The 22,693-nt window shown below is 65.3% G+C and carries 19 protein-coding genes; 4 read left to right on the top strand and 15 right to left on the bottom strand.

Annotation, left to right across the window (positions count from 1 at the left end):
- Positions 1 to 69: 69 nt before the first annotated feature.
- The 8 genes from gyrB to rpsT form a co-directional block, all read right to left on the bottom strand.
- Positions 70 to 2,505: a DNA topoisomerase (ATP-hydrolyzing) subunit B gene (gene gyrB, locus DCM79_RS05300; RefSeq protein WP_257178959.1), complete on the bottom strand. Its 2,436-nt coding sequence runs from the start codon at positions 2,503 to 2,505 to the stop codon at positions 70 to 72.
- A 342-nt stretch (positions 2,506 to 2,847) separates the two neighbouring features.
- Positions 2,848 to 5,007, bottom strand: a complete 2,160-nt coding sequence (locus DCM79_RS05295) for a hypothetical protein (protein WP_257178958.1) — start codon at positions 5,005 to 5,007, stop codon at positions 2,848 to 2,850.
- A 143-nt stretch (positions 5,008 to 5,150) separates the two neighbouring features.
- The gene (locus DCM79_RS05290) at positions 5,151 to 5,894 is read right to left on the bottom strand and encodes a hypothetical protein (RefSeq protein ID WP_257178957.1); all 744 of its coding nucleotides are present in this window, start codon (positions 5,892 to 5,894) and stop codon (positions 5,151 to 5,153) included.
- A 108-nt stretch (positions 5,895 to 6,002) separates the two neighbouring features.
- The gene (recF, locus tag DCM79_RS05285) at positions 6,003 to 7,139 is read right to left on the bottom strand and encodes a DNA replication/repair protein RecF (protein ID WP_257178956.1); all 1,137 of its coding nucleotides are present in this window, start codon (positions 7,137 to 7,139) and stop codon (positions 6,003 to 6,005) included.
- A 90-nt stretch (positions 7,140 to 7,229) separates the two neighbouring features.
- Positions 7,230 to 7,595 (bottom strand): endonuclease domain-containing protein, encoded by a 366-nt coding sequence (locus tag DCM79_RS05280; RefSeq protein WP_257178955.1) that lies wholly within the window; start codon positions 7,593 to 7,595, stop codon positions 7,230 to 7,232.
- Between the two features lie 117 nt (positions 7,596 to 7,712).
- Positions 7,713 to 8,831 (bottom strand): DNA polymerase III subunit beta, encoded by a 1,119-nt coding sequence (gene dnaN / locus DCM79_RS05275; protein WP_028133687.1) that lies wholly within the window; start codon positions 8,829 to 8,831, stop codon positions 7,713 to 7,715.
- Positions 8,832 to 9,098: 267 nt separating this feature from the next.
- The gene (gene dnaA, locus DCM79_RS05270; RefSeq protein ID WP_257178954.1) at positions 9,099 to 10,508 is read right to left on the bottom strand and encodes a chromosomal replication initiator protein DnaA; all 1,410 of its coding nucleotides are present in this window, start codon (positions 10,506 to 10,508) and stop codon (positions 9,099 to 9,101) included.
- Between the two features lie 1,290 nt (positions 10,509 to 11,798).
- The gene (gene rpsT / locus DCM79_RS05265) at positions 11,799 to 12,065 is read right to left on the bottom strand and encodes a 30S ribosomal protein S20 (protein WP_027563963.1); all 267 of its coding nucleotides are present in this window, start codon (positions 12,063 to 12,065) and stop codon (positions 11,799 to 11,801) included.
- A 379-nt stretch (positions 12,066 to 12,444) separates the two neighbouring features.
- Here rpsT and DCM79_RS05260 point away from each other — a divergent pair, with 379 nt between their 5' ends.
- Positions 12,445 to 12,762, top strand: coding sequence for a hypothetical protein (locus tag DCM79_RS05260; protein ID WP_028133689.1), 318 nt, complete (start codon positions 12,445 to 12,447; stop codon positions 12,760 to 12,762).
- Between the two features lie 213 nt (positions 12,763 to 12,975).
- Complete coding sequence (locus tag DCM79_RS05255) at positions 12,976 to 13,722, top strand: polysaccharide biosynthesis/export family protein (RefSeq protein ID WP_028133690.1); 747 nt, start codon at positions 12,976 to 12,978, stop codon at positions 13,720 to 13,722.
- A 152-nt stretch (positions 13,723 to 13,874) separates the two neighbouring features.
- On the opposite strand, the gene DCM79_RS05250 is transcribed toward DCM79_RS05255, so the two are convergent.
- The 4 genes from DCM79_RS05250 to DCM79_RS05235 all read right to left on the bottom strand — a co-directional run bounded on the left by DCM79_RS05250 (position 13,875) and on the right by DCM79_RS05235 (position 16,472).
- A complete protein-coding gene (locus DCM79_RS05250; RefSeq protein WP_257178953.1) occupies positions 13,875 to 14,357 on the bottom strand; it encodes a hypothetical protein in 483 nt (160 codons plus the stop codon).
- A 205-nt stretch (positions 14,358 to 14,562) separates the two neighbouring features.
- Complete coding sequence (locus DCM79_RS05245) at positions 14,563 to 15,234, bottom strand: dienelactone hydrolase family protein (RefSeq protein ID WP_257178952.1); 672 nt, start codon at positions 15,232 to 15,234, stop codon at positions 14,563 to 14,565.
- A 113-nt stretch (positions 15,235 to 15,347) separates the two neighbouring features.
- Positions 15,348 to 15,683, bottom strand: coding sequence for a hypothetical protein (locus tag DCM79_RS05240; RefSeq protein ID WP_257178951.1), 336 nt, complete (start codon positions 15,681 to 15,683; stop codon positions 15,348 to 15,350).
- A gap of 24 nt (positions 15,684 to 15,707) precedes the next feature.
- A complete protein-coding gene (locus tag DCM79_RS05235) occupies positions 15,708 to 16,472 on the bottom strand; it encodes an alpha/beta fold hydrolase (protein ID WP_257178950.1) in 765 nt (254 codons plus the stop codon).
- A gap of 267 nt (positions 16,473 to 16,739) precedes the next feature.
- Between DCM79_RS05235 and DCM79_RS05230 the strand changes: the two genes are divergently transcribed.
- Positions 16,740 to 17,834, top strand: a complete 1,095-nt coding sequence (locus tag DCM79_RS05230; protein WP_028133695.1) for an HD-GYP domain-containing protein — start codon at positions 16,740 to 16,742, stop codon at positions 17,832 to 17,834.
- 134 nt (positions 17,835 to 17,968) lie between these two features.
- Here DCM79_RS05230 and DCM79_RS05225 read toward each other — a convergent pair whose 3' ends face one another.
- Positions 17,969 to 19,477 carry an AMP-binding protein gene (locus DCM79_RS05225; RefSeq protein WP_257180699.1) on the bottom strand — a complete coding sequence of 503 codons (1,509 nt, stop codon included), beginning with the start codon at positions 19,475 to 19,477 and terminating at the stop codon, positions 17,969 to 17,971.
- 299 nt (positions 19,478 to 19,776) lie between these two features.
- Positions 19,777 to 20,187 carry a VOC family protein gene (locus DCM79_RS05220; RefSeq protein WP_257178949.1) on the bottom strand — a complete coding sequence of 137 codons (411 nt, stop codon included), beginning with the start codon at positions 20,185 to 20,187 and terminating at the stop codon, positions 19,777 to 19,779.
- 124 nt (positions 20,188 to 20,311) lie between these two features.
- Here DCM79_RS05220 and DCM79_RS05215 point away from each other — a divergent pair, with 124 nt between their 5' ends.
- Complete coding sequence (locus DCM79_RS05215) at positions 20,312 to 21,286, top strand: tripartite tricarboxylate transporter substrate binding protein (RefSeq protein ID WP_257178948.1); 975 nt, start codon at positions 20,312 to 20,314, stop codon at positions 21,284 to 21,286.
- Between the two features lie 72 nt (positions 21,287 to 21,358).
- Here DCM79_RS05215 and DCM79_RS05210 read toward each other — a convergent pair whose 3' ends face one another.
- Complete coding sequence (locus DCM79_RS05210; RefSeq protein WP_257178947.1) at positions 21,359 to 22,606, bottom strand: S1C family serine protease; 1,248 nt, start codon at positions 22,604 to 22,606, stop codon at positions 21,359 to 21,361.
- Positions 22,607 to 22,693: the final 87 nt, after the last annotated feature.

Raw genomic sequence — 22,693 nt, 5'->3', positions numbered from 1 at the left:
GACCTCTCCCGCAAGCGGGAGAGGTGCAGCGAGTGCTTGGCTGACAGATCCGGCTAAGCCCAACCGGCCTCAAATATCGATCGTCGCGCTGAGCGAGTGCTCCTGGATGAAGTCGCGGCGCGGCTCGACCACGTCGCCCATCAGCTTGGTGAAGATGTCGTCGGCCTCGTCGACCTCCTTGACCTTCACCTGCAGCAGCGAGCGCACGTCGGTGTTGAGCGTCGTCTCCCAGAGCTGCTCCGGGTTCATCTCGCCGAGGCCTTTGTAACGCTGCAACGTGATGCCCTTGCGGCCGGCGTCGGTGACCGCCTCGAACAGGTCGGCCGGGCCGTAGACCATGTGCTCGACATCCCTGCGCCGCAGCTTGCCGGGGCGGGCGTATACATCTTGAAGCTTCACCGTGTACTCGTCGAGCTTGCGGGCCTCGGCGGATCCCAGGAAGGCGTCGTCGATGACAGCGGCCTCCTTGACGCCGCGCACGGTGCGCTCGAACTGGAAGCCCTGGCCTTCCACGTACTGCCCGATCCAGCCGCGCTCGACTTCCTCGGCCTGGTTGTCCAGCCGGCCCGCGATGTATTGCGCCGCGGCCGCGGCTTTCTCGGGATCGCCGTAAATCGCCTTGTTCAGCACGCCGGTGATGGCGGCCTGCTCGATGACCTTGCGGTTATAGCGGCTGTGCAGATTGCGCAGGATGCTGCGGACCACGCGGGCGTCGTCGACCAGCGAGCGCAGGTCGCGGCCGGTGCGGTCGCCGCCGCTGCCGGGAATGAAGACGCAGTCGTCGAGCCCGGCGTCGATCAGATAGTCTTCCAGCGCCCGTTCGTCCTTCAGGTACTGCTCGGACTTGCCGCGTGAGACCTTATAGAGCGGCGGCTGGGCGATATAGAGATAGCCGCCGTCGATGATGTCCCGCATCTGCCGGTAGAAGAAGGTCAGCAGCAGCGTGCGGATGTGGGCGCCGTCGACGTCGGCGTCCGTCATCACGATGATCTTGTGATAGCGCAGCTTCTCGATCGAGAACTCGTCGCTGATGCCGGTGCCGAGCGCGGTGATCAGCGTGCCGATCTGCTCGCTCGACAGCATCTTGTCGGGACGGACCCGTTCGACGTTGAGGATTTTGCCGCGCAGCGGCAGCACCGCCTGGAATTCGCGGTTGCGGCCCTGCTTGGCGCTGCCGCCTGCCGAGTCGCCCTCGACGATGAAGAGCTCTGACTTGGCCGGATCCTTTTCCTGGCAGTCGGCGAGCTTGCCGGGCAGCGAGGAGACCGAGAGCGGGCTCTTGCGGGTCAGCTCGCGCGCCTTTCGCGCGGCTTCGCGGGCGGCCGCGGCCTGAATCACCTTGCCGACGATCATCTTGGCCTCGGAGGGGTGCTCCTCGAACCAGGCCTGGAGCGCCTCGTTGAGCACGTTCTCGACCACGGGACGCACCTCCGAGGACACCAGCTTGTCCTTGGTCTGCGACGAGAACTTCGGATCGGGCACCTTCACCGACAAGACGGCGGTGAGACCTTCGCGGCAATCGTCGCCGGTCAGCGCGATCTTCTCTTTCTTGGCGTTGGCCTCGGCATAGCCGTTGACCTGGCGCGTCAGCGCGCCGCGGAAACCGGCCAGATGTGTGCCGCCGTCGCGCTGCGGGATGTTGTTGGTGAAGCACAGCACGTTCTCGTGGTAGCTGTCGTTCCACCACAAGGCGGCCTCGACGCCGATGCCGTTGGCTTCCGCGCGCACCATGATCGGCGCCGGCACGATTGGGCTCTTGTTGCGGTCGAGATATTTGACGAATTCCTCGACGCCGCCGGAATAGTGCATCTCCTCGCGCTTCTCGACCGCATGGCGCATGTCGGAGAGGGCGATGTTGACGCCGGAATTGAGGAAGGCGAGCTCGCGCAGGCGGTGCTCCAGCGTCGCGAAATCATATTCGACGTTCTTGAACGTCTCGGTCGAGGCGTGGAACGTCACCTCGGTGCCGCGCTTGCCCGGCGCGTCGCCGACGACCTTGAGCGGCGCCACGGCGTCGCCATGGGCGAACTCGATGTAGTGCTCCTTGTCGTCGCGCCAGATGCGAAGCTCAAGCTTGCTCGACAGTGCGTTGACGACGGAGACGCCGACGCCGTGCAGGCCGCCGGAAACCTTGTAGGAGTTCTGGTCGAACTTACCGCCGGCATGGAGCTGGGTCATGATGACCTCGGCCGCTGAGATGCCTTCTCCCTTGTGGATGTCGACGGGAATGCCGCGGCCGTCGTCGCGCACGGTGACGGAATTGTCGGCATTGAGGATCACGTCGACCCGCGTGGCGTGGCCTGCCAGCGCTTCGTCGATCGCGTTGTCGACGACCTCGTAGACCATGTGGTGCAGACCCGAGCCGTCGTCGGTGTCGCCGATATACATGCCCGGGCGCTTGCGGACGGCATCGAGACCCTTGAGCACGCGGATCGATTCCGCACCGTATTCGCTCGGATTGGAGGGCTCGTTTTCGGCAGCGGGCTGCCGAGCTGGTTCTGTCATGAGAGGCCTTCGAATGTCGCCCGAATCAGCGGCGCAGAAGGCGCTGATTTGCGAGGCTATTTGTGCCATGAAAGCGGGCCAGCGCCTAGCGCAAAGTATGCTGCCGCAACCCTTTGAGCAAATAGGGTTTTTCGGTCGGTTTTCAAGCCTTCAGAAGGCCGATTTGGGGCCCTGCAAAAAAGCGATTCGAGGGGTCGTTTTGGGGCTCTGAAAGGCGTGGATTTTGCGGGGCGTGACGTCGTCTGAGGCGCCGGTCGGAGCATCTCTTTTGGCGAAATTCATGGCGCGACCGCGCCCTCTCCCGCTCGCAAGCGGGACAGGGACGCGGCACCTTTGTGGCGCTCAATACATCTGCAGCGGCAGCACGTCGCCGCTCGGGCCCACCATGAGGCCCCAGATGTCGCCGGCGGCCACGGTGAGCGTGTCGGTGTGGGTCGGCTGCCCCTGCGTGCGCACCGCGTATTGGTACTTGCCTGGGGGCAGATCGAGCATCGGGCCTTTCGGCGCTTGCGGGCCGCCGGCACCGGCCGCGATCTTCACCGCCTGCTTGTTGATCGTGAGCGAGGCCTCCTTCGGGCCCATGTTGCCGAGCATCACCCGGGCCTGCCCGGCCTTCGGCATGATGTCGGCCTTCACGGCGACATCCGCGTTCTTCTGCTCCAGACTGACCGTGGTCTCGCCCTTGGTGCGGCCGAGCTTGAGCACGGCCGGGCCTTGCGGCCAGGTGAAATCAATCTGCGCTTGGTCTGCGGACACCGCCGCGCCGTCGGTCTTTTCCTGCCAGCCGAGCTTGGACAGCTCGGCGCGGTAGAAGGCGAGGACGTCCTGGAGCGGAGCGGGGATGCTGGCTGTCAGCTCGCGGCGGAGCGGGGCCTCGCCGCCGGGTATCTTGGTGGTGGCAAGCGATTTCGACGAACGCTGCGTCGGCACGGGCAGCTGGGATTCGGTGTCGAGCTTGAGCGGCTCGGAGGATGGGGCCTGCACCTCCGGGATCGCTGCCGGCTTCGCCGTGGCCATCACCAGGCCCGATCCGCTGGCGCTGACGTTCACCTTCGGGCCCATCTGCATCACGGTCATCGAGATCGACTTGCCACCCCTGGCGAATTCCATCACCGCCATATTGGGCTGGTTGATCACGGAGGGCTGCTCTTTCCAGCCGGCGGGCTTGAGCGATGCGCGATAGAACGCGGTGAGCGCCTTCACGCTCGACGCCGAGGAGAATTCCAGCCGGCCGTTGCCGCCTTCGAATTTCACGCCTTCGGCGTTTTCGGGCAGCGGCACCGGCGTCGTGCCGTCGGCAAGCGCCGTGAGCGGTGCGTCAGAGAGGGAGGCGGCCTGGGCCTTGCGCCTGATATCATCGGCGGCGATGAGCTGCTGGGCCGCACCCAAGGCATCGCCGAGGAACCTTGCGTCTGCCTCCTGCTTCGCCTTGGCGCGGGCGGCAAGCGCGGATTCCTTCACCTGCGCGGTCAGGCTGACCATGGTGAAATCATATTTGCGGCCAAGCCGCAGCATGCCGGTTTCCTCGGCGTTGGAGATCCTGATCGCGACGTCGTCGCCGGCGGCGAGCGGCGCGTTGCCATCCTCCCGCCAGCCGCGCGCGGCGAGCTCGCGATGATAGAAGGCGAGCACGGCGGGCAGCTCGGCCATCGCGGCAGCCGACATCTCGCGCGTGTTGGAGCTGGCGCTGCCGAGGCTCCTTGCCGATTTGGTCGGCTTGGGCCGCGGCAATCCGGCCATGTCATCGTCGGCCTCGAGCTCTTGCGGTAGCGCGAACGGCGCCACCCTGATCTCGACGTTGGTGCGGCCGTCGTCGCGGCGCGTCAAGGTCAGCATGACCGGCTTCTGCTTGTAGAACTGCGCCGTGTCGCCGCCGGGATGATCGAAGAAGACGCGCAGGCCGTTCGGCACCGTCTCGCCGAGATCGGCGTTCGGCCAGCGCGCCGCCGTCTCGGGCGTGAGCTTGCGCCAGCCGATCGCCGCCATTTCCTTGGCGAAGAATTCCGACGTCGCATCGAGCGCGCCGGGCGCGATGCAGCCGAGATAGGGCCGGGTCTCGTCGAACACGAGGTTCGTCGCGCCGTCCGGAAAGGGGACGTTCGCATAGATCCGGTTCGGCGTGTAGGACACCGCGGATTGATCGGGGCGCCCGCGCGCCTGGGTGAAGGAGACGCGCAGCCCCTGCCGTCCCTTCTTGAAGGTCAGCGCGGCGCTCCTCTCATCCAGCGGATAGACATAGGGCACCCAGCCGTCGGCGCTGAGCAGCTTCCTGGCGGCGTCCGACGCCGCGCTCACGGCGCTCGGCACCGTATAGACCACGCGATGGGCGTCGGGGCGCGAGGTGTCCTCCATCGCGCCATCGAGCCGCGGCAGCGTATGGACGTCGACGATGCCCTCGTCGGCCGCGCCCGCAGGACGCGCAATGCCCGCCATCGCGAGAATGCCGCAGGTCAGCAGCAGCCATCTGGCCGGGACTTGCGCCCCAAGCGGGATCATCGGCATCGTCAAAACTCCTGGATATCGCGCGGGCCGCCATGCCCTGCGCAGCAGGCTGCGGCGCCGTCGGCGCGCGGCCTCAGACCAGAAGTCGCGGCGGGAACCTGAGAGGTTCAACGGGGCACCGATGCCGGGGCGTGAAGCGGCGCTCAGTACAGTTGAAGCGGTGACCACGCCTCTCCGTCCGGCCCGACCGTGAGCTCCCAGGTATCGCCGGCTGCGACGGTGAGCATGTTCGTGGTGGCTCGACGACCGGGCATGCTCAATCCGTAGGAATATTTGCCGGGCATCAGATCCAGCGCGACGGCGCTGGCGCCGGCGGGGCGCGCAATGCTCCGCTCGTTGATCGTGAGGACGGCCTCGTTCGCGCTGATATTGCTGAAGACCAGCTTCGACTGACCAGGCTCGGGCAGGACGTTCGCGCGTGTCGCGACAACCCGATTCTTCTGCACGAGCTGGACCGAGGTGCTGTCGCCGTTGCGGGCGAGCGCCAGCGCCGCAGGCCCGACCGGCGAGACGAAGGCGAGGCGCGCGTGATCGGCGTCGACCGCAGAATCATGCTGCTGTTCCTGCCAGCCGAGCTTTTGAAGCTCGGTACGATAGAAGGCGAGAACATCGCCGAGCGCTGCGGGCACGCGGGCCTCTAACCTGATCCGGAGCGGAGCCTCGAGGCCCGGCATCATGGTGGTGTGGATGCCGCGATAGAGATAGCGGGTCGGCGCGGGCAGCCTGGCATCGGGATCCGGCGTGAGCGCGGCCGAGAACAGCGGCGGCAAATTCGACACGAAGGCGCCGGCGCTTGCCGCGAGCAGGCAGCTTGCGAAGAGCGCCAGGCCGCACGCAAACAGCTGCCATCGTGCCGGAGCTTGCGCCCCGTGCCTCACCGTCGTCATGCCCGTGCTCCAAGGATATCGCACGTGTCCGATATTCGCGCGATGGCCGCGTGTTGCAGCCTCAAGCAGCTAGTCGCTGACGGAAACGGGCGGGTTCAACGCGGCGGCCTAGGCTCTGGCCGAGACTCGTCCGCTCTCGACGTCAAACACTTCGCCTCCGGCGCCGATCTCGGCGAAGGCCGCGGGGTCCGCGCCGGTCAGCCACACTTGTGCGCCAAGCTTCTTCAGCTCGTCGAACAGCGCGGCGCGCCTGCTAGGGTCGAGATGCGCCACGACCTCGTCGAGCAGCAGCAGCGGCACGATGCCGGTCATCTCGGCGACCAGGCTCGCATGCGCCAGAACGAGGCCGATCAGCAGCGCCTTCTGCTCGCCGGTCGAGGCGTCGCGCGCCGGCATGCTCTTCGGCGCATAGATCACCTGCAGGTCGGTGAGATGCGGGCCGTCGGTGGTGCGGCCGGCGATGGCATCGCGCGGGCGGTTGTCGCGCAGGATCTGGCGATAGCGGTCCTCGACCGAGGTCGCGGTCTCCTGAAGCAGCGCATTCTCCATCCAGCCGTCGAGCGCGATCTGCGCCGAGGGGAAAGCGGAGGCCTGCGCGCGCGCGTTGAGCATGCCGGTCAGACGCGCAGCAGTCTGGCCGCGCGTGGCCGCGACCGCGACCGCAAGCTCCGCGGTCTCGCGCTCGATCGCGTCACACCAATGGTCGTCGTAATTGCGGGTCTCCAGCAGGCGGTTGCGCGAGCGCAAGGAGCGTTCCAGCGCGTTGATGCGGCTGGAATGCTCGCTGTCGATCGCGAGCACCAGGCGGTCGAAGAAGCGCCGCCGCTCGGACGCCGCGCCCATGAACAGCCCGTCCATCGCCGGCGTCAGCCACACCATGCGGATGTGGTCGCCGAAGGCTGCCGCCGAACCCACCGGCTCGCGGTCGATGCGGCAGCGCCGGCTCACCGCGGTGTCGGGCCGCGGTGCATCGATGCCGGTGCCGAGCGTGGCCAGCCCCAGCGCGCCCTCGACCTGCGCGGAGACGGCCCAGGAGCCGTCGCCCTGGTTGTCGGCGACGTCTTCCAGCGTGGCGCGCCGCAGCCCGCGTCCCGGCGACAGGAACGAGATCGCCTCGATGCAATTGGTCTTGCCCGCCCCGTTCGGCCCGACCAGCGCCACCAGGTCAGCCGCCGTCTCGAGCCCCGCCGCCCGATAATTGCGAAAATGCGTCAGCGTCAGGCGATGAATGCGGGAGGGGGTCATGTGGCTTCTGTCATTGCCGGGCTTTACTTCCCTCCCCCCTTGTGGGGGAGGGTGGCGCCTCACGCAGTGAGGCGACGGGTGAGGGGTATCTTACCGCCCGGCAAGCTTTGCAAGGATATCCTCCAACACGGAAGTGGACCGCTGAAGCACGTCATTGTTCCAGTAGCGCGCGATGGCAAAGCCTTCAGTAGACAGAGCTACGTCACGATCCGCATCGCTTCGTGATTCTGCGTGCGGGCTTCCGTCGACTTCGATCACGAGCCGCTTGTCGAAGCAGACGAAGTCGAGAATGTAGTTTCCGAACGGGACCTGCCGGCGAAACTTGTATGCCGACATGCGGCGGTCTCTGAGCAGACGCCACATCGCCGCTTCGGCATCCGTCGGCGCGTGCCGCATGTTCTTCGCGAACTGGCGGAGATTTTTGGGGACCGGCCGATGGGACGGATCTTGCGGCACTAACCCCTCACCCGACCGAGTCTATGTCCTCCAGCGGAACTGCCCTCTCCCACAAGGGGAGAGGGCACAGCAATGCGGATCGCGCTCTTGTTGAGAGGAAAAGCCGCTGCTTCATCCTCACACCCGCATCGGCATCAGCACGTACAGCGCGCTCTTGTCGTCGCGGTCTTGCACCAGGGTCGGCGAGCCAGGGTCGGCGAGGCGGAGCGTTGCGACGTCGCCTTCGATCTGGGCGGCGATGTCGAGCAGATAGCGGGAGTTGAAGCCGATATCGAGGGCGTCGGAGGCGTATTCGACCTCGAGCTCTTCGGTCGCGCTGCCGGAATCCGGATTGGTCACCGACAGCACCAGCTTGCCCGGCGACAGCGACAGCTTGACGGCGCGCCCGCGTTCGCTGGAGATGGTGGAGACGCGGTCGACCGCGTTCTCGAAATCCTTCTTGTCGACGACGAGCTCCTTGTCGTTGCCTTGCGGGATGACGCGGCCGTAATCGGGGAAGGTGCCGTCGATCAGCTTCGAGGTCAGCACGACGTTGCCGATGGTGAAGCGGATCTTGGCCTGCGACAGCTCGACCGTCATCTCGGCGTCGGTATCCTCGATCAGGCGCTGCACCTCGCCGACGGTCTTGCGCGGCACGATCACGCCGGGCATGCCCTCGGCACCCTTGGGCTGCACCAGGTCGAGCTGGGCGAGGCGGTGGCCATCGGTGGCGACGCCGCGCAGGGTGGCGGCCTTCGCCGTGCCGGCGGCGTGCAGATAGATGCCGTTGAGGTAATAGCGCGTCTCTTCGGTGGAGATCGCAAACTGGGTGCGATCGATCAGCCGCTTGATGTCCTTGGCGGCGAGCGAGAAGGAATGCGACATGTCGCCGGCGGCCAGATCCGGGAAGTCGTTCTCCGGCAGCGTCTGCAGCGTGAAGCGCGAGCGGCCGGCGCGGATCGCCAGCACGGCGCGGTCGCCGTCGGCCTCCAGCACGATCTGCGAACCGTCCGGCAGCTTGCGGACGATGTCGTAGAACATGTGCGCCGGCACGGTGGTGGAGCCCGCGGTGGCGGTTTCCGCAGGCAGAGTCTCCGTCACCTCGAGGTCGAGGTCGGTCGCCTTCAGCGACAGCTTGGCGTTCTCGGCCCTGACCAGCACGTTGCCGAGGATCGGAATCGTGTTGCGGCGCTCGACGACGCGGTGGACATGGCCCAGCGACTTCAGCAGTTGCGCACGTTCGACCGTAACCTTCATTGCACTACTCGCCCGATCCCCAAGGAAACAACGTTAGAAAACGCCGGGCGGCGGGACGCGCGCCACGGCACCGAAGACCCCGAAAAGCCGGATCATCCAGCCGATATGACCAAAGCTGCCAGGGTCGCGCAAGGTGGCGCGGATGGCCATCCGATTCAAGGGATTGGAGGCCAGTTCCGCACGATTCCCACGATTTACCGCCCAGACGAAAACCGCCGCCCGGGCGAGGCCGGGGCGGCGGCAGGGTGGCAGGATCGCCTTAGGCGTTTATTCCTGGAGCTGGCGCTTCAGCGACTCCACTTCCTCCGACAGCGCGGTGTCCTTGGAGACCAGCGCCTCGATCTTGCGCACGGCGTGCAGCACCGTGGTGTGGTCGCGCCCGCCGAAGCGGCGGCCGATCTCGGGGAGCGAGCGCAAGGTCAGCGTCTTGGCGAGATACATCGCGACCTGGCGCGGACGCACCACGTTGGCGGTGCGGCGCGAAGAGAGCAGGTCGGAGCGGCTGACATTGTACTGCCGTGCCACCACGCGCTGGATGTCCTCGATCTTGATCCGCTTCGGCTCCTGCGGCCGCACCAGGTCACGCACCTCGTGCTCCGCCATCTCCAGCGTCACTGGCCGGTTGTTGAGCTTGGAGTGCGCGAGCAGACGGTTGATCGCGCCTTCGAGGTCGCGGCCGTTATGGGTGATCGTGCGCGCCAGATAATGCAGCACCTCCTCGGGCACCTCGAACGTCGCATGATGGGTGCGGGCGGCTGCGACGCGCGACTTGAGGATGCCGTGGCGCAGCTCCTCGCCGAGCGAGCCCATCTCGACCACGAGGCCGCCGGCGAGCCGCGAGCGCACGCGATCGTCGAGGCTTTCGAGATCGGACGGCGGACGATCGGCCGCGATCACGACCTGGCGGCCGGCGTCGATCAGCGCGTTCAGCGTGTGACAGAACTCGGCCTGGGTCGACTTGCCCTGCAGGAACTGGAGATCGTCGATCACGAGCACGTCGATGCCGCGCAGCGCCTCCTTGAAGGCGAGCGCCGTCTGCGTCTTCAGCGCGGCGACGAAGCCGTACATGAATTTTTCCGCAGTCAGGTACAGCACCTTGCGCTCGTTGCCGGAATTGCCGGCCCAGGTCACGGCCTGCAGCAGATGCGTCTTGCCGAGGCCGACGCCGGCATGGATGTAGAGCGGGTTGAACATCACGGGATCGCCGCGGCGGCCTTCCGCGACCTGACGCGCAGCCGCATGCGCCAGCGTGTTGGAGCGGCCGACCACGAAGCTCGCGAAGGTCAGGCGCGGATCGAGCGGCGAGCCGCCGAGCGCGTCGTGATTGGCCGAGACCGGCGCGGTCGCGGTCGAGCGCAGCTCCGGCGCGGGCGCGCGCCGCGTCTCGACCGGCGCCGGCGCGTCCTTCGGCTGCGTCACCGGGCGCACGGCCGAACGCACCGTGAGGTCGATGCGATGAACTTCCGGCATCTCGGCCTGCCAGCACGACAGCACGCGCTCGGCATAATGGGCCTGGATCCAGCTCTTCAGGAAGCGCGTCGGCACCGAGAGCCGCACGCTCTCGTCCTGCACGCCTTCGAGATCCATGCGTGCAAACCAGCTCGTGTAGACGTCTTCGCCAACGCTCGAGCGCAGCCGACCCTTCACGCGTGACCAGCGATCCTGTTCCATTGTCATCGTCAGAAAACTTCTCTTGAGAGATCTAGTTGCGTGGTGAGCGCCATGCAGAGTTCCTGCCGTCAGGGGTTCTGTCATGGGGCGACCTCAGAGCGAGTCCATCATCAGACATGGCTCCGCCGTTCGGCGAGAACGCCGCGTCCGGTCAGCGATGTCAGAGATGGAGGGTTCGCGAGGTCAGCGCGTACTCGGCGCTCCGTCACACGCGGGAGGCTGGAGGTCGGACTGATCTAAACCGGCATCGTTCGAAGAGAAGACGTGTTTCAATACCGCGTTGAGTCCGTAAGACATGATACCTCCCCGTCCTGCCGTGATTGCTCACGACAAGGTCCTGCGTGTCCAAAAGACAGCCGCGGCGTACGATGTCGCGGATGCCTGCCCGTTCGAATGTCCGCTCGACTTCGCCACCTTGCGTGCCGGGATAGCTTTGCGATGTCCCTCATATGCGCCTGGCACGAGGCGGGAAGATCCCGCTTGGAGACATTCAGACAAACAGCTACCATTCCCATATTGCTATGGGTTGTGAACCGACATCGCTTTTTGAAGCGTCGCCTACGTGCACACCGCCGCCGATTTGCACGCTCGCCCCGTTTCCTAAACCGCGCTGGTCTGAAGATCGTGGGCGCCGCTGACGACCTAAGGAATACACTAAGCGGAAAGACTCGCAACGAATTGATTCACACTTGAGCCACCAAAAAAACTTGACGTCGGTTAACGTCGCGCGCGACTTGTGCACAGGCTTCGGAGCAAGTTTTTGGATTCGTGCGCAGAATCGAGAACGCCGCACCTCATGTGACAATTCTCCGCCACCGCCAAAATTTTTTAACAAAATCTTCATGCGCCCGACGCGCGGACGAATTTTCCAAATGCTTGCGGTCACTATGTCGATAAGTGATTAGCGAGACATCGTTTTTTGAGTCTCGTTTCGCAGGGTAACTCCCACGCTGTGTGTGTTCCGGTGAATCTACGGTGTGTAGAACTTTCGTCGCTTGCGGATTCAATTCGAGCCCGCGGCACAGGGGTTTTCGCAACGCGGTGAAGGTTTCCGCCGTTGCAAGACGGCTGTTGCAGGACATCTGCAGGTAGAACTACGGAACGAAGAATGGTGCAGGCGCTGCGAGCCCGCCGGTCGAGCGTCGATCGTGCGTGTCCGCTTTCCGTGTATCATGACAGGCAACAAAAAAGCCCGGCGCGATGCCGGGCTGTTTGACGCGTGCGATGTGCGATCGATCCGTCGACCGGTCGGCCAGCGTGACTTGCAGGCTGACCTGACGAGCTTGCTTGCCGAGCTTACTTGGCGAGCTTGGCGATCTGCGCGGTGAGGCGCGAGACTTTGCGGCTGGCGTTGTTCTTGTGAATGATGTTGCGCTGCGCGGCACGCATCAAGGCCGGCTCGGCATTCGCCAGCGCCTTCACGGCCGCGGCGCGGTCGCCGGTCGCGATGGCTTCCTCGACGGTCCGCACGGCACCGCGCATCTGGGTACGGCGCGACTTGTTGACGGCGGTGCGGCGGGCGATCTTGCGCGTCGCTTTCTTGGCGGAAGTGGTATTGGCCATGGTCTCAATATCCTTTGCGGGTACCGGTCGCGTCTTGGTCGGGTAGCGCCGGCTTGCTTGACCGCGGAATCGACGCTCGGATTTAGGGTGTTCGGTTGCTGGGCTGTCCCGGGAACATGAGGCCTCAAGGAGCCCTAAGCTCAAGTGGCCTGCAACTGCTCAAAGAACAGCGGCGGCAGGATTGCGCCCACCGCCAGTTGGCGCCCTTATAGAGAGGCTCTTCGGCACCGTCAACGCTTTCCGGGCTGGAAAAGCGGCCCCAAGGCGCTCCAGGAGGCACTGTAACGCCCTGAAGAGGTTGAATTTCTGCCGTCGCCCGGCTATTGGCTGGCGGCGTCTTGTCCAGGTCCTCCGATCGGACGACCAAATAAGGTGAGGCATGATCCGCGGCTTTTTCCGACTGATTGGGCTGTTGCTGCTCGCCGGCGGGTTCATCTTCATGGTCTATGACGGCGCCCGCTGGGTGGCCGATCAGACCCTCAGGTTCACCCGGTTCGGCCAGTTCTGGAACGACATCAATCAGGCCAGCCAGTCGGCCTTCCGCACCTGGGTCGAGGCCAAGGCGCCCTGGCTCTGGACCTCGGTGATCCGCCTGCTGCTGGATCAGCCGGTCTTTGCCGTCCTCGGCATTCTCGGCATCCTGCTGATGATCCTGTTCCGGCCGCGGAAGCCGCTGATCGGCTATTCCCGGGATTGATCTTTGGCGGCACCGGCGTGTCCCGCCCGATCGGTGTCGGTGTGAGCGCTTAAGGCAAGCGCGCGCTCGGTGCACTTCTTCCGTTTGCAAGCGGGAGAGAGGGCGTACCGTGTCTGCATCGAGCCGCGTCGCGTCACAGCGCTCCCCCGCAAACGCTTTATTAACCATAACCGGTGCATCACTGGAGCTGTCTCGTTTCGAGGGATAGGTCCGGTGCCAGTTGCACGCGCGTTTCGATCGTCGATCTCGGCAGTGGTCCTGACAGCGTCCGCCGCGCTGACCCTTGGCGGCTGCATGCAGACCGCGGGCCCCGTCGCGGTCATGCCACCGCGCGCCGACCTCGATTCCATGGCCTATGGCCAGCCCTACAATGCGCCGCAGCCGGTTGTCGTCGCCGACGGCGGCGGCGCCATCGGTGCGCTGCGCAACTCCTTTGCCTCGTCGCCCGCCCCCATGCCGGTCGGCTACGCTGCGCCGATGGCGGCGCCGGTGCGCTATGATGCCTCCTACCATCTCGACGCCGGCGACAAGCTCCGCGTCGTGGTCTACGGCCAGGAAGGTCTCACCAACAGCTACGCCATCGATGCCGGCGGCTCCATCACCATGCCGCTGATCGGCGCGGTGCCGGCCCGCGGCCGCACCACCGCCGGACTTGCCGGCGAGATCGCCGCGCGCCTGCGCAACGGCTACATTCGCGAGCCTTCGGTCGCGGTGGAGATCGAGGCCTATCGTCCGTTCTTCATCCTCGGCGAAGTCACCGCGCCCGGCCAATATCCTTACGTGCCGAACATGACGGTCGAGAGCGCGGTCGCGATCGCCGGCGGCTTCTCGCCCCGCGCCAAGCGCGACGTGGTCACCGTCACCCACACCGAGCGCGGCGGATCCATGCGCGCCGTGGTGCCGCTCGGCACGCCTTTGAACCCCGGCGACACCGTGTTCGTCGGCGAGCGCTGGTTCTAGGCTTCAGCCGAACTCTCTCTTCTCGTCATTCCGGGGCGGGCGTTAGCGCGAACCCGGAATCCATTTCTCCACCGACACTGCCCCACGATGGATTGCGGGGCCTGCGCCTGTCGGCGCATCCCGGAATGACGGCGGGGGACGTCACCAGATTCCTACCTTCGAAAATCCAGCCGGCCGTTCGGAAAACATCCGTCGATCCGGCTAGCGTCGATCACGAGGCCGACCCATGGCCGCGTGATCGCCGGCGTCGTCAGGTTGATGTATTTTCCGACCAGGCGAGCTGCGCCTTCGCGCGCGGCCTCGATCAGCCCGTGCCGGCGGCCATTGTCCCAGTCGAAGCGCAGATAGACCCGGCCGGCCCCGACGCGGATCTCCGCGCGGCCCTGTTTCCACTTGTTCGGCGTATCGCCGGCAATGGTCGGATCGGCCCCGCCGTTCCAGCGGCTCGCCCATACGCCTTCGAGCGGATCGGATCGCGCTGCGATCGCTGCCCACGATGCCGCATTGTCATCCGTGGCATCGCCGGGCAGCGAGGCCGTATCGGCATAATCCATCACCTCGGAATCGTCGGGAGAAGGGACATCCATGGTTCCGAACGGATTGCGAATGACGAGATGCGTGATGGCTTGCTGCATGGCGATCTCCCGGCGTGAGTTGGCTTTGATCCGCCAGCTCTATCGCCGCGCGCCACGCTGCAGCCACCCGATTCCCGCTCTCCTCTCGTCATTCCGGGGCGCGCGCAGCGCGAGCCCGGACTCCATAACCACGATCGGGAGTGTGGATTCCGGGCCTGCACCGCTTCGCGGCGCATCCCGGAATGACAGAAGAGAAACGCAAGTCCTATCTCAAATGCTTCGCAAAGAATTCCATGCTGCGCGGCCAGGCGATGTCGGCGCTGGCCTTGTCGTAGCTGGCGCGCTCGTCGCAATGGAAGCCGTGCTGCGCGCCCGGATAGACGAAGATCTCCACCTCCGGCCGTTTCGACTTGATGGTTTCCACGTCGGTCAAGGGGATGCCCGCATCCTTCTCGCCGAAATGCAATTGGGTCGGCACCTTCGGCGTCTCCTCGGCAAAGCGAACGACGGCGCCGCCGTAATAGCCGATCGCGGCCTTCAGGCCGGTCAATCGTGTCGCCGCGACGAAGGCGATGCTGCCGCCCAGGCAAAAGCCGATGATCCCGACCGGGCCGATGTCCTTCACCGCATCGATCGCCGCCTGCGTGTCGCGCAGCATCGCGGCCCAGTCCGGATTGGCAACGAACTTGCGCGCTTCGGCGACCTCGTCGGGCGAATAGCCCGACTGGAAGTTCGGCGCGGTGCGGTCGAAGATCGACGGCGCGATCGCGACATAGCCTTCCCCGGCGAGGCGGTCGCAGACCGCGCGGATGTGGTGATTGACGCCAAAGATCTCCTGGATCACCACCACCGCGCCCTTCGGTGCGCCCGAGGGATCGGCGCGATAAGCGCCGAGCTGGAAATTGTCGGAGGCCGTCAGCTTGATGTCCTGTCCCACGCGGGTTGTCCTTCTTGGTTGGTCGTCGATAGGGAGTTCGCTCGTTCCACAAACTGGTCATGCCCGGGCTTGTCCCGGCCACGACGATCCGGACGTGTCGGCGCGCGACGCTCTCACTCCCACATCCAGTTCTCGCCGTAATCCTCCTTCCATCCTGCCAGCCGTCCGTGACGGAATTGCAGGAACAGACGGTGGCGATAGGGGATCAGGCCGCTGCCGCCGATGTTGCGAAGTGCGAGATAGATCTCGTTGCCGGGACGCCCGCGCACATATTGCAGCGGCTGTCCGAGGGCGCGGGCGGTCTCTTCGGCATCCATGCCGAAGGCGAGCGGAACGTTGTTGGATAAGGTGTTGACGAAAGGCTGGCGCGTCGGCGCGGCACCGAACGGCTCGGCCTGCACAGATATCGACAGCAACATCGTGCCCGCAGCCAGCATCGCCCGCTTCATCGCCTACGTCCCTGCTTGATAGGTCTATTTCGGCACGTTCTTCAGGAAAGCCGAGACCGCGTCAACAAAAGCCTTGGGTTGATCGATGTTGACGGCGTGACCGGCTGCGGGGATCACGACCTTTTGTGCACCGGGGATTTTTGCGGCCATGTAGTCGGACGCGGCCAGGAACGGCGTGTCGTCGGCACCGACCACGATCAGCGAGGGCACCTTGATGTCGGGCAGCAGCTCGATCACGCGGGCATCGCGCTGGGTCAGCATGCCCCGTGCGGCGAGCGCCAGTCCCTTGGCATTGCGATGACTGGCGGCGGCGCGCTCGGGCGTTGCCGATTTCAGGACCTCGAGGCCCTCGCGATCGAGCCTGTCGGCGGTGGCGAGCGCCCGCGCATTCCAGGCCTCGCGCGCGTCGTCCTTCTTGAAACCGGGGCCGGTGTCGATAATCAGCAGCGCGCGGGCCCGCTCCGGATGGGCGCGATAGAACGCGAGCGACATGTAGCCGCCGAGCGACAATCCGCCGATGATCGCGCGCTCCGCACCGACCGCATCGAGGATCGCCGCCATGTCGCCGACCGTGAGGGCTTCGCTGTACGCGCGGGGATCATCGGGATAGTCGGACCGGCCGTGGCCGCGCATGTCCCACAGGATCAGCTTGTGCTCGTTGGCGAGCGCATCGACCTGGCCATGCCACATCGCCGACGTCGACGAATAACCATGGGTGAGCAGCAGCGGCGGTCCCTCGCCGTGAACCTCGTAATAGATGTTGACGCCGTCCCGATTGATCCCAGGCATGGTTTCCGTCCCTCTTGTCTCTTGCTCACTCTAGCGGCGAATGACAGCGCAGGGGGGCGCGAAAGCGCGAAAAATTGCCCTTTGTTATCAATGCCATTCCACTGTGCATGGGGTTGTTTTGCGGATTTCGGGTCCCGCCATCGCAACCAGGACCCGTAAAATTGCACCGAATTCCCCAAGGTTCCATTGAGCACGCCTCTTAAGGGCCGGAGAACCTGATCCGGCTTAGGCTGATGCCAAATCCCGATCCCATGCTTTGGGGAAGCCATGAACGCGCCAGCCAAATCCGCCGCCAAACGCCGGCTTCTGCTCGCCTCCGACCGGAGCGACGAGAGTTCCGAGCTCGCCAGCATCCTGAAGGCGGTCGGCGACGTCTCGACGGTGACGACGCAGGACATCCCCGAAAAGCCCTCGCGCGATCTCTCCGGCCTCGTGGTCGACATCAACCTGCGCTCGCCCGAAAGCGTGCAGCGGGTGCGCAACAAGCTGCGCGGCGATGCCTATCGCTCGATGCCGCGGCTGTTCGTGCTCGCGGACGCGCTCCATCACGGCACCATGCAGGCCTGGGCGTTAGGGGCTACCGACACCATCTCGCGGCCGCTGCAGGCCGAGGCCATCCTGCAGCGCATCCGCGCCGCCTTCCCGGACACCGCGGCCTATGACGCGACCGATCGCGGCAAGACGCTCAACCGCGGCGTCGAGGCGGCGCATGCGGTGCTGGCGAAGATGTTCGAGAAGCTGCCGCTCGGCGTGCCCCTGACCTTCGACGACGTCATCGCGGCGGAAAGCAAGATCCTGAAGGCGATCAAGCATTCCTCGCTGCGCGAATGGCTCACCACGGTCGGCTGCCATCATGTCGGCAGCTATCGCCACTGCCTGTTCGTCACCGGCTTCGCGGTCGCCTTCGCGCAGCATCTCGGCATGCGCGAGGACGATCAGCGCCGCCTCGTCCGCGCCGCGCTGCTTCACGACGTCGGCAAGGCCTTCGTTCCCTCCGCGCTGCTCGACAAACCCGGCAAGCTCACCGACGAGGAGATGGCCGAGGTGCGCCAGCATCCGCGCCGCGGCTATGACGCGCTTGCCGCCCAGGGCGGCTTCCCGCCGGAGATGCTCGACGTGATCCTGCATCACCACGAATTTCTCGACGGCAGCGGCTATCCGAACGGCCTGTCGTCGAACCAGATCAGCGACATCGTGCGTCTCACGACGATCGTCGACATCTACGCCGCGCTGGTCGAGAAACGCGCCTACCGCATGCCGTTTACGCATTCGCGTGCGTTCGCCATGATGGAAGGCATGAGCGGCAAGCTGGACCAGCAGCTGCTGCAGGCGTTCCGCCCAGTGGCGCTGGGGTCGTTCTAGTTCGGCATTCTCGGCTGCCGTAAGCTGGGCAAAGGCGCGTAGCGCCGTGCCCACCATATGCATCCGGATTGAGAAAGCTGGTGGGCACGCTTCGCTTTGCCCACCCTGCGGCAGTGTGCCGTTGGGCGACGCCGCTACCCGACCATCTTCCGCAGCTCCGCCTTCGCCACCTTCTCCAGCGTCGAGCGCGGCATGTCGTCGACCAGCCTGATCTCGCGCGGCACCTTGAAATCGGCAAGGCCTTTGCGGCAGGCTTCCATCACCCGCTCGTGCAGATCGGGCGCGGCGCCGGCGACACCGCCCAAGGGGATGATGAAGACCACCGGCACCTCGTCCAGCATCGGGTGCGGCTTCGCCACCACGGCGGCCTCGCGCACGCCTGGGACCAGCGCAATCACCTGCTCGATCTCGGAGGCCGCGACGTTCTCGCCGCCGACCTTCAGCATGTCCTTGGCGCGGTCGCCGAACTTGATGTAGCCGTTCTGGAGCCGCTCGACGCGGTCGCCGGTGAGGAAGAAGCCGTGCTCGTCGAAGCTCTCGCGCGTGGCTTTCTCATTGTGGAGATATTCGGCGAACAGCGACAGGCCGGGAATGCCCTTGATCGACAGATTGCCGGTGCCGCCGACCTCGGTCGGCCGCCCGTCGTCGTCGGTGATGCGGATCTGATATTCGGGCGCGGCCCGGCCGATCGACATCGGGACGTTGGGCTGGTCGACCTCGCCGACGATGCCATGGGTGATGGTCTCGGTCATGCCCCACCAGCCGATCATCTTGATGCCGAAGGCGGCGAAGGCCGGCGGCTCGTTGATCGCGGTGCCCCACAGGCGGAATTTGTGGTCTTTCGGGACCTCCTGCTCCAGCAGCGCCTTCATGCAGAACGGGATGGTCGAGGTCCAGGTCGCGCCGTGCTCGCGCGCGACGCCCCAGAACCGGCTCGCGGAGAAGCGCGGCTGGATCACGCAAGTGGCGCCGACCCACAGCGTCGCCAGCATGGAATAGGCCAGCGCGTTGGTGTGGAACAGCGGCAGGTAGGTCTGGTGCACATCGCTCGCGTGCAGGTCCTCGTGCGCGGCGTTGATCTTGGCGCCCCATAGCGCGTTGGCGTGGGTCCACAGCACCGCTTTGGGTCGCGATGTCGTGCCCGAGGTGTACTGCACGCTGCACGGCGCCAGCGGATCGGTCGGGCGCCTGGGGCGGTCGGCGCTGTCGGCGAACAGCGATTCAAACCTGTCACCGCGTGAGGCCGCCCGCGCAGGCGCCGCGCCGGCATCATGTGAGGTCACCGCCATCCAGCGAATGTTGCGGCAGTTCTGCGCGACGAGTTCCGCATAGGCCGGCTGGGTGATCGCGGCAACCGCGCCGCAATGATCTGCGAAATACGCGATCTCGGCCGGTGCCGAGCGCGTGTTGGTGGTGACCGCGATGGCCCCGAGCTCGACACAGGCAAACCAGGCCAGCATCGCCTCGATGCAATTGTCGAGATGAATGAGTACATATTCGCCCGGCTTCACGCCGCGCTGTGCCAGCCCCGCCGCCAGCGCGCCGACCCGCTCGTGAAACTCGCCATAGCTCCAGCGCCGCGCCGGCGCATCGAACGGCGCCCAGATCAGGAACGGATGATCGCGCCGGACCTCGGCGCGCATCTTGAGCAACCAGGGCACGTCGAGCCCGTCGAACGGGCCTACGATTCCGGCGGTGGTTTGTCGAAGTGGCAATGGTTCCTCCCCGTGCAGCCTGCATCTTGATGGCGGCTGTCATGCGATTATTGCGTCTTCCTGCCATCGGATGAGGCAGGGTGCAAATCGGGAGGCGTATGTCGTCCGCGTTCCCCTCGGCCGTCATTGCGAGCGAAGCGAAGCAATCCAGACTGTCTCCACCGAGCCGGTCTGGATTGCTTCTCCTCGCAACGACGGTGTTTGAGGCGGGTGCGGTCCTGTCGGCCTCAATCCGCGTACGACGAGATCTCGATCAGGCTGCCGTCGGGATCCCGGCAATAGACCGAGCGCAGCGTGCCGCGGGCGCCTTGCCGCGGGCCTGGACCGGCCTCGATCGCGACGCCGTGTGCACCCAGATGCGCCACCACCTCCTCCGGCGTGGCCGAGGTGAGGAAGCAGAGGTCCTCGCTGCCGGCGGTCGGATGGCCGGCGGTGAACCACCCCACCCTGTCGGCATCGCGCTGGCGCACGTTGATCCTCTGGTTACCGAATTGAAGGAAAGTCCGCGGCGCTTTGCCGCCGCCGGGATCGAACACCTTGACTTCCATGCCGAGAATCTCGCGGTACCACTCCGCTGTCGCCGCAACATCGCTGACATTGATCACGAGATGATCCAGGGCATGAACCTTGACCGTCATGTCTCATCCTTTCGTCATGATGCGCCCCGCGCACTTTCCGCCCGCGACGACCTTTGTTACAACCCGATCGGCTCGACCTACAAGCTATTCGACCTTCAAGAACAACACTGGGAGAACCCTTGAGATGATCACTCGCCGTACCGCGCTGGGCCTGCTCGCCGCCAGTCCGCTTGCAGCCACCCCGCTGTCGAAGGCTCTTGCCGCCGATTATCCGGCCCGGCCCGTGAAATGGGTGGTGGGCTATCCGCCGGGCGGCGCCACCGACATCCTGGCGCGGCTGATCGGCCAGCGGCTTTCGGAAAAGCTCGGCCAGCAATTCGTGGTCGAGAACAAGCCGGGTGCCGGCAACAACATCGCCACCGAATCGGTCATCAATGCCGAGCCCGACGGCTACACGCTGCAGCTGGTCAACCCGGCCAATTACATCAACGCCTCGCTCTACAAGAATCTCAAGTTCAACTTCGTGAACGACATGGCGCCGGTCGCCTCGTTCCAGCGCGTGCCGAACGTGATGACCGTCAGCAAGGACGTGCCGGCGAAGAACGTCGCCGAGTTCATCGAATATGTGAAGGCCAATCCCGGCAAGGTGAACATGGCCTCGTCCGGCAACGGCACCTCGGTGCACCTCTCCGGCGAGATGTTCATGGCCATGACCGGCTGCAAGATGCAGCACGTGCCCTATCGCGGGGCGGCGCCGGCGATCACCGACATGCTCGCCGGTCAGGTGCAGGTGATCTTCGACAACATGCCCTCGATCATCCAGCACATCCGCTCCGGCTCGCTTCGTGCGATCGGCGTCACCACGGCGGAGCGCTCGCCGCAATTGCCCGACGTGCAGACGGTCGCCGAGACCGTGAAGGGCTACGAGGCCAGCGCGCTGTTCGGCATGGGTGCACCGAAGAACACTCCGAAGGACATCATTGCCAAGCTCAACGCCGAGGTCAACGCGGTGCTCAAGGAGCCCGACATGGCCAAGCGCCTGGTCGACCTCGGCGGCGAGCCGCGGCCGCAGACTCCGGAAGCGTTCGGCGAGGAGATCAAGGCCGAGACCGAGAAGTGGCGGAAGGTGGTCGAGTTCGCCGGCCTCAAGGTCGAATAGGCCCATAGCAACGCCAACGGGCATCTTAGCCCGATTGCGCAGCGCTCGTTACGGCCGGAAAACCAGCCGACGCTATCGCTTGGCGTCGGCTTGTTCCGTGCCGATGCACGAGATCAGCATCGTGTAGGCGCGGGCGTTCGCGGCGATCTCGGCCGCCTTCAGCTCGCCCTTGGGCTCTGCAGTCTGGTAGCGCACCACGGAATTGTCGAGGAAGTCGCGCAGCGCGCCGGTTTTGATCGCGAAGTTGATGTTCTCGGTCAGCTGACCGGTCTCCTTGATCATCCTGAGCGCGTTGAGCTTGGCGACGACGACGCCGGCGACTTGACCGGACATGTCGAACAAGGGGCCTCCACTATTCCCCGCCTGAATCGCGGCGCTGATCTGCAGGCGTCCCGTGTGATTGCGGAATCCGCTGAGCGAGCTGACGATGCCCGTGGTCACGGTCAGGTCGGAGGAAAGATAGCCGTGCAGCGGGAAGCCGATGGCCACCACGGAATCGCCGGAGTGCATCGAGCGGTCCCGAATCCTGGCGAAGTCCTTGAATGACGCGGTCGCCGGCGCTTGCAGCAGTGCAAGGTCGTTGGTCGCGTCGCTGGAGACGACGCGCAGAACCATGGCGGCCTCTCCGGCGAGATTGCCCTTGATGTCTCCGGTGCAGCTATCGATCACGTGACTATTGGTGACGATATGTCCGTTGGGACTCGCCACGAAACCGGTCCCCGTGAACGTCCCGGTTCGCGCCGGCTTGGCGGGAAGCGCACCTTGCTTGTCGTTGGCCATTGCGGGCTTGGCCGCACCCTTGGTGAAGTCGCCGGCCTTATCGAGACCGTCGGCTTTCACTCTCGTGACGCAATTGGCCAGTGCGGCGATCACCGGCCCGGTCGAGGTCAGATCGAAGTTCAGAACGGTGCGACCGGCGGTTGCCACCATAAGGCTCGCCTTCTGGAACGTCCGCACGACATTGAGCGGCATGACGGCCGTGAGCATGTTGGGCTGATACGCCGTCGCGTACAGCCTGGCCTGCTCCTGGCCATCGAAGGTCACGTCGATGGCAGCGTTCTCGCCCTTGTTGAAGCTGTAGCCGGGACTTGCAAAGGCCAGCAACCAGGTGCCGGCGGAATTCTGGCTCACGACCAGGATGACGCCGTTCGCATAGGGCGATGTGGCGGCGCAATGCGAGAAGGCGCCGGTCTCATCGTTGCTGAACGCGCCCCCGATCCAGTTACCGATCTTGAGGCTGCCAAAGGGGCCTTTCGCATCGGCGGTGCCGGCGAGAGCCAATTGTGACAACAACGCAACGACAAGCGACCTCAACCACATACCAGCCTCCGGGAACGCCCTTGCATCCATCTTATCCGTGAGCGCAGGTGAGGCGCAACCGTCAGTTGTTCGCTCCGACTTTCATCC

This window comes from Bradyrhizobium sp. WBOS07, assembly GCF_024585165.1.
GTDB classification, from domain to species: Bacteria; Pseudomonadota; Alphaproteobacteria; order Rhizobiales; family Xanthobacteraceae; genus Bradyrhizobium; species Bradyrhizobium japonicum_B.
This window is presented reverse-complemented; position numbering and strand designations above follow the sequence as displayed.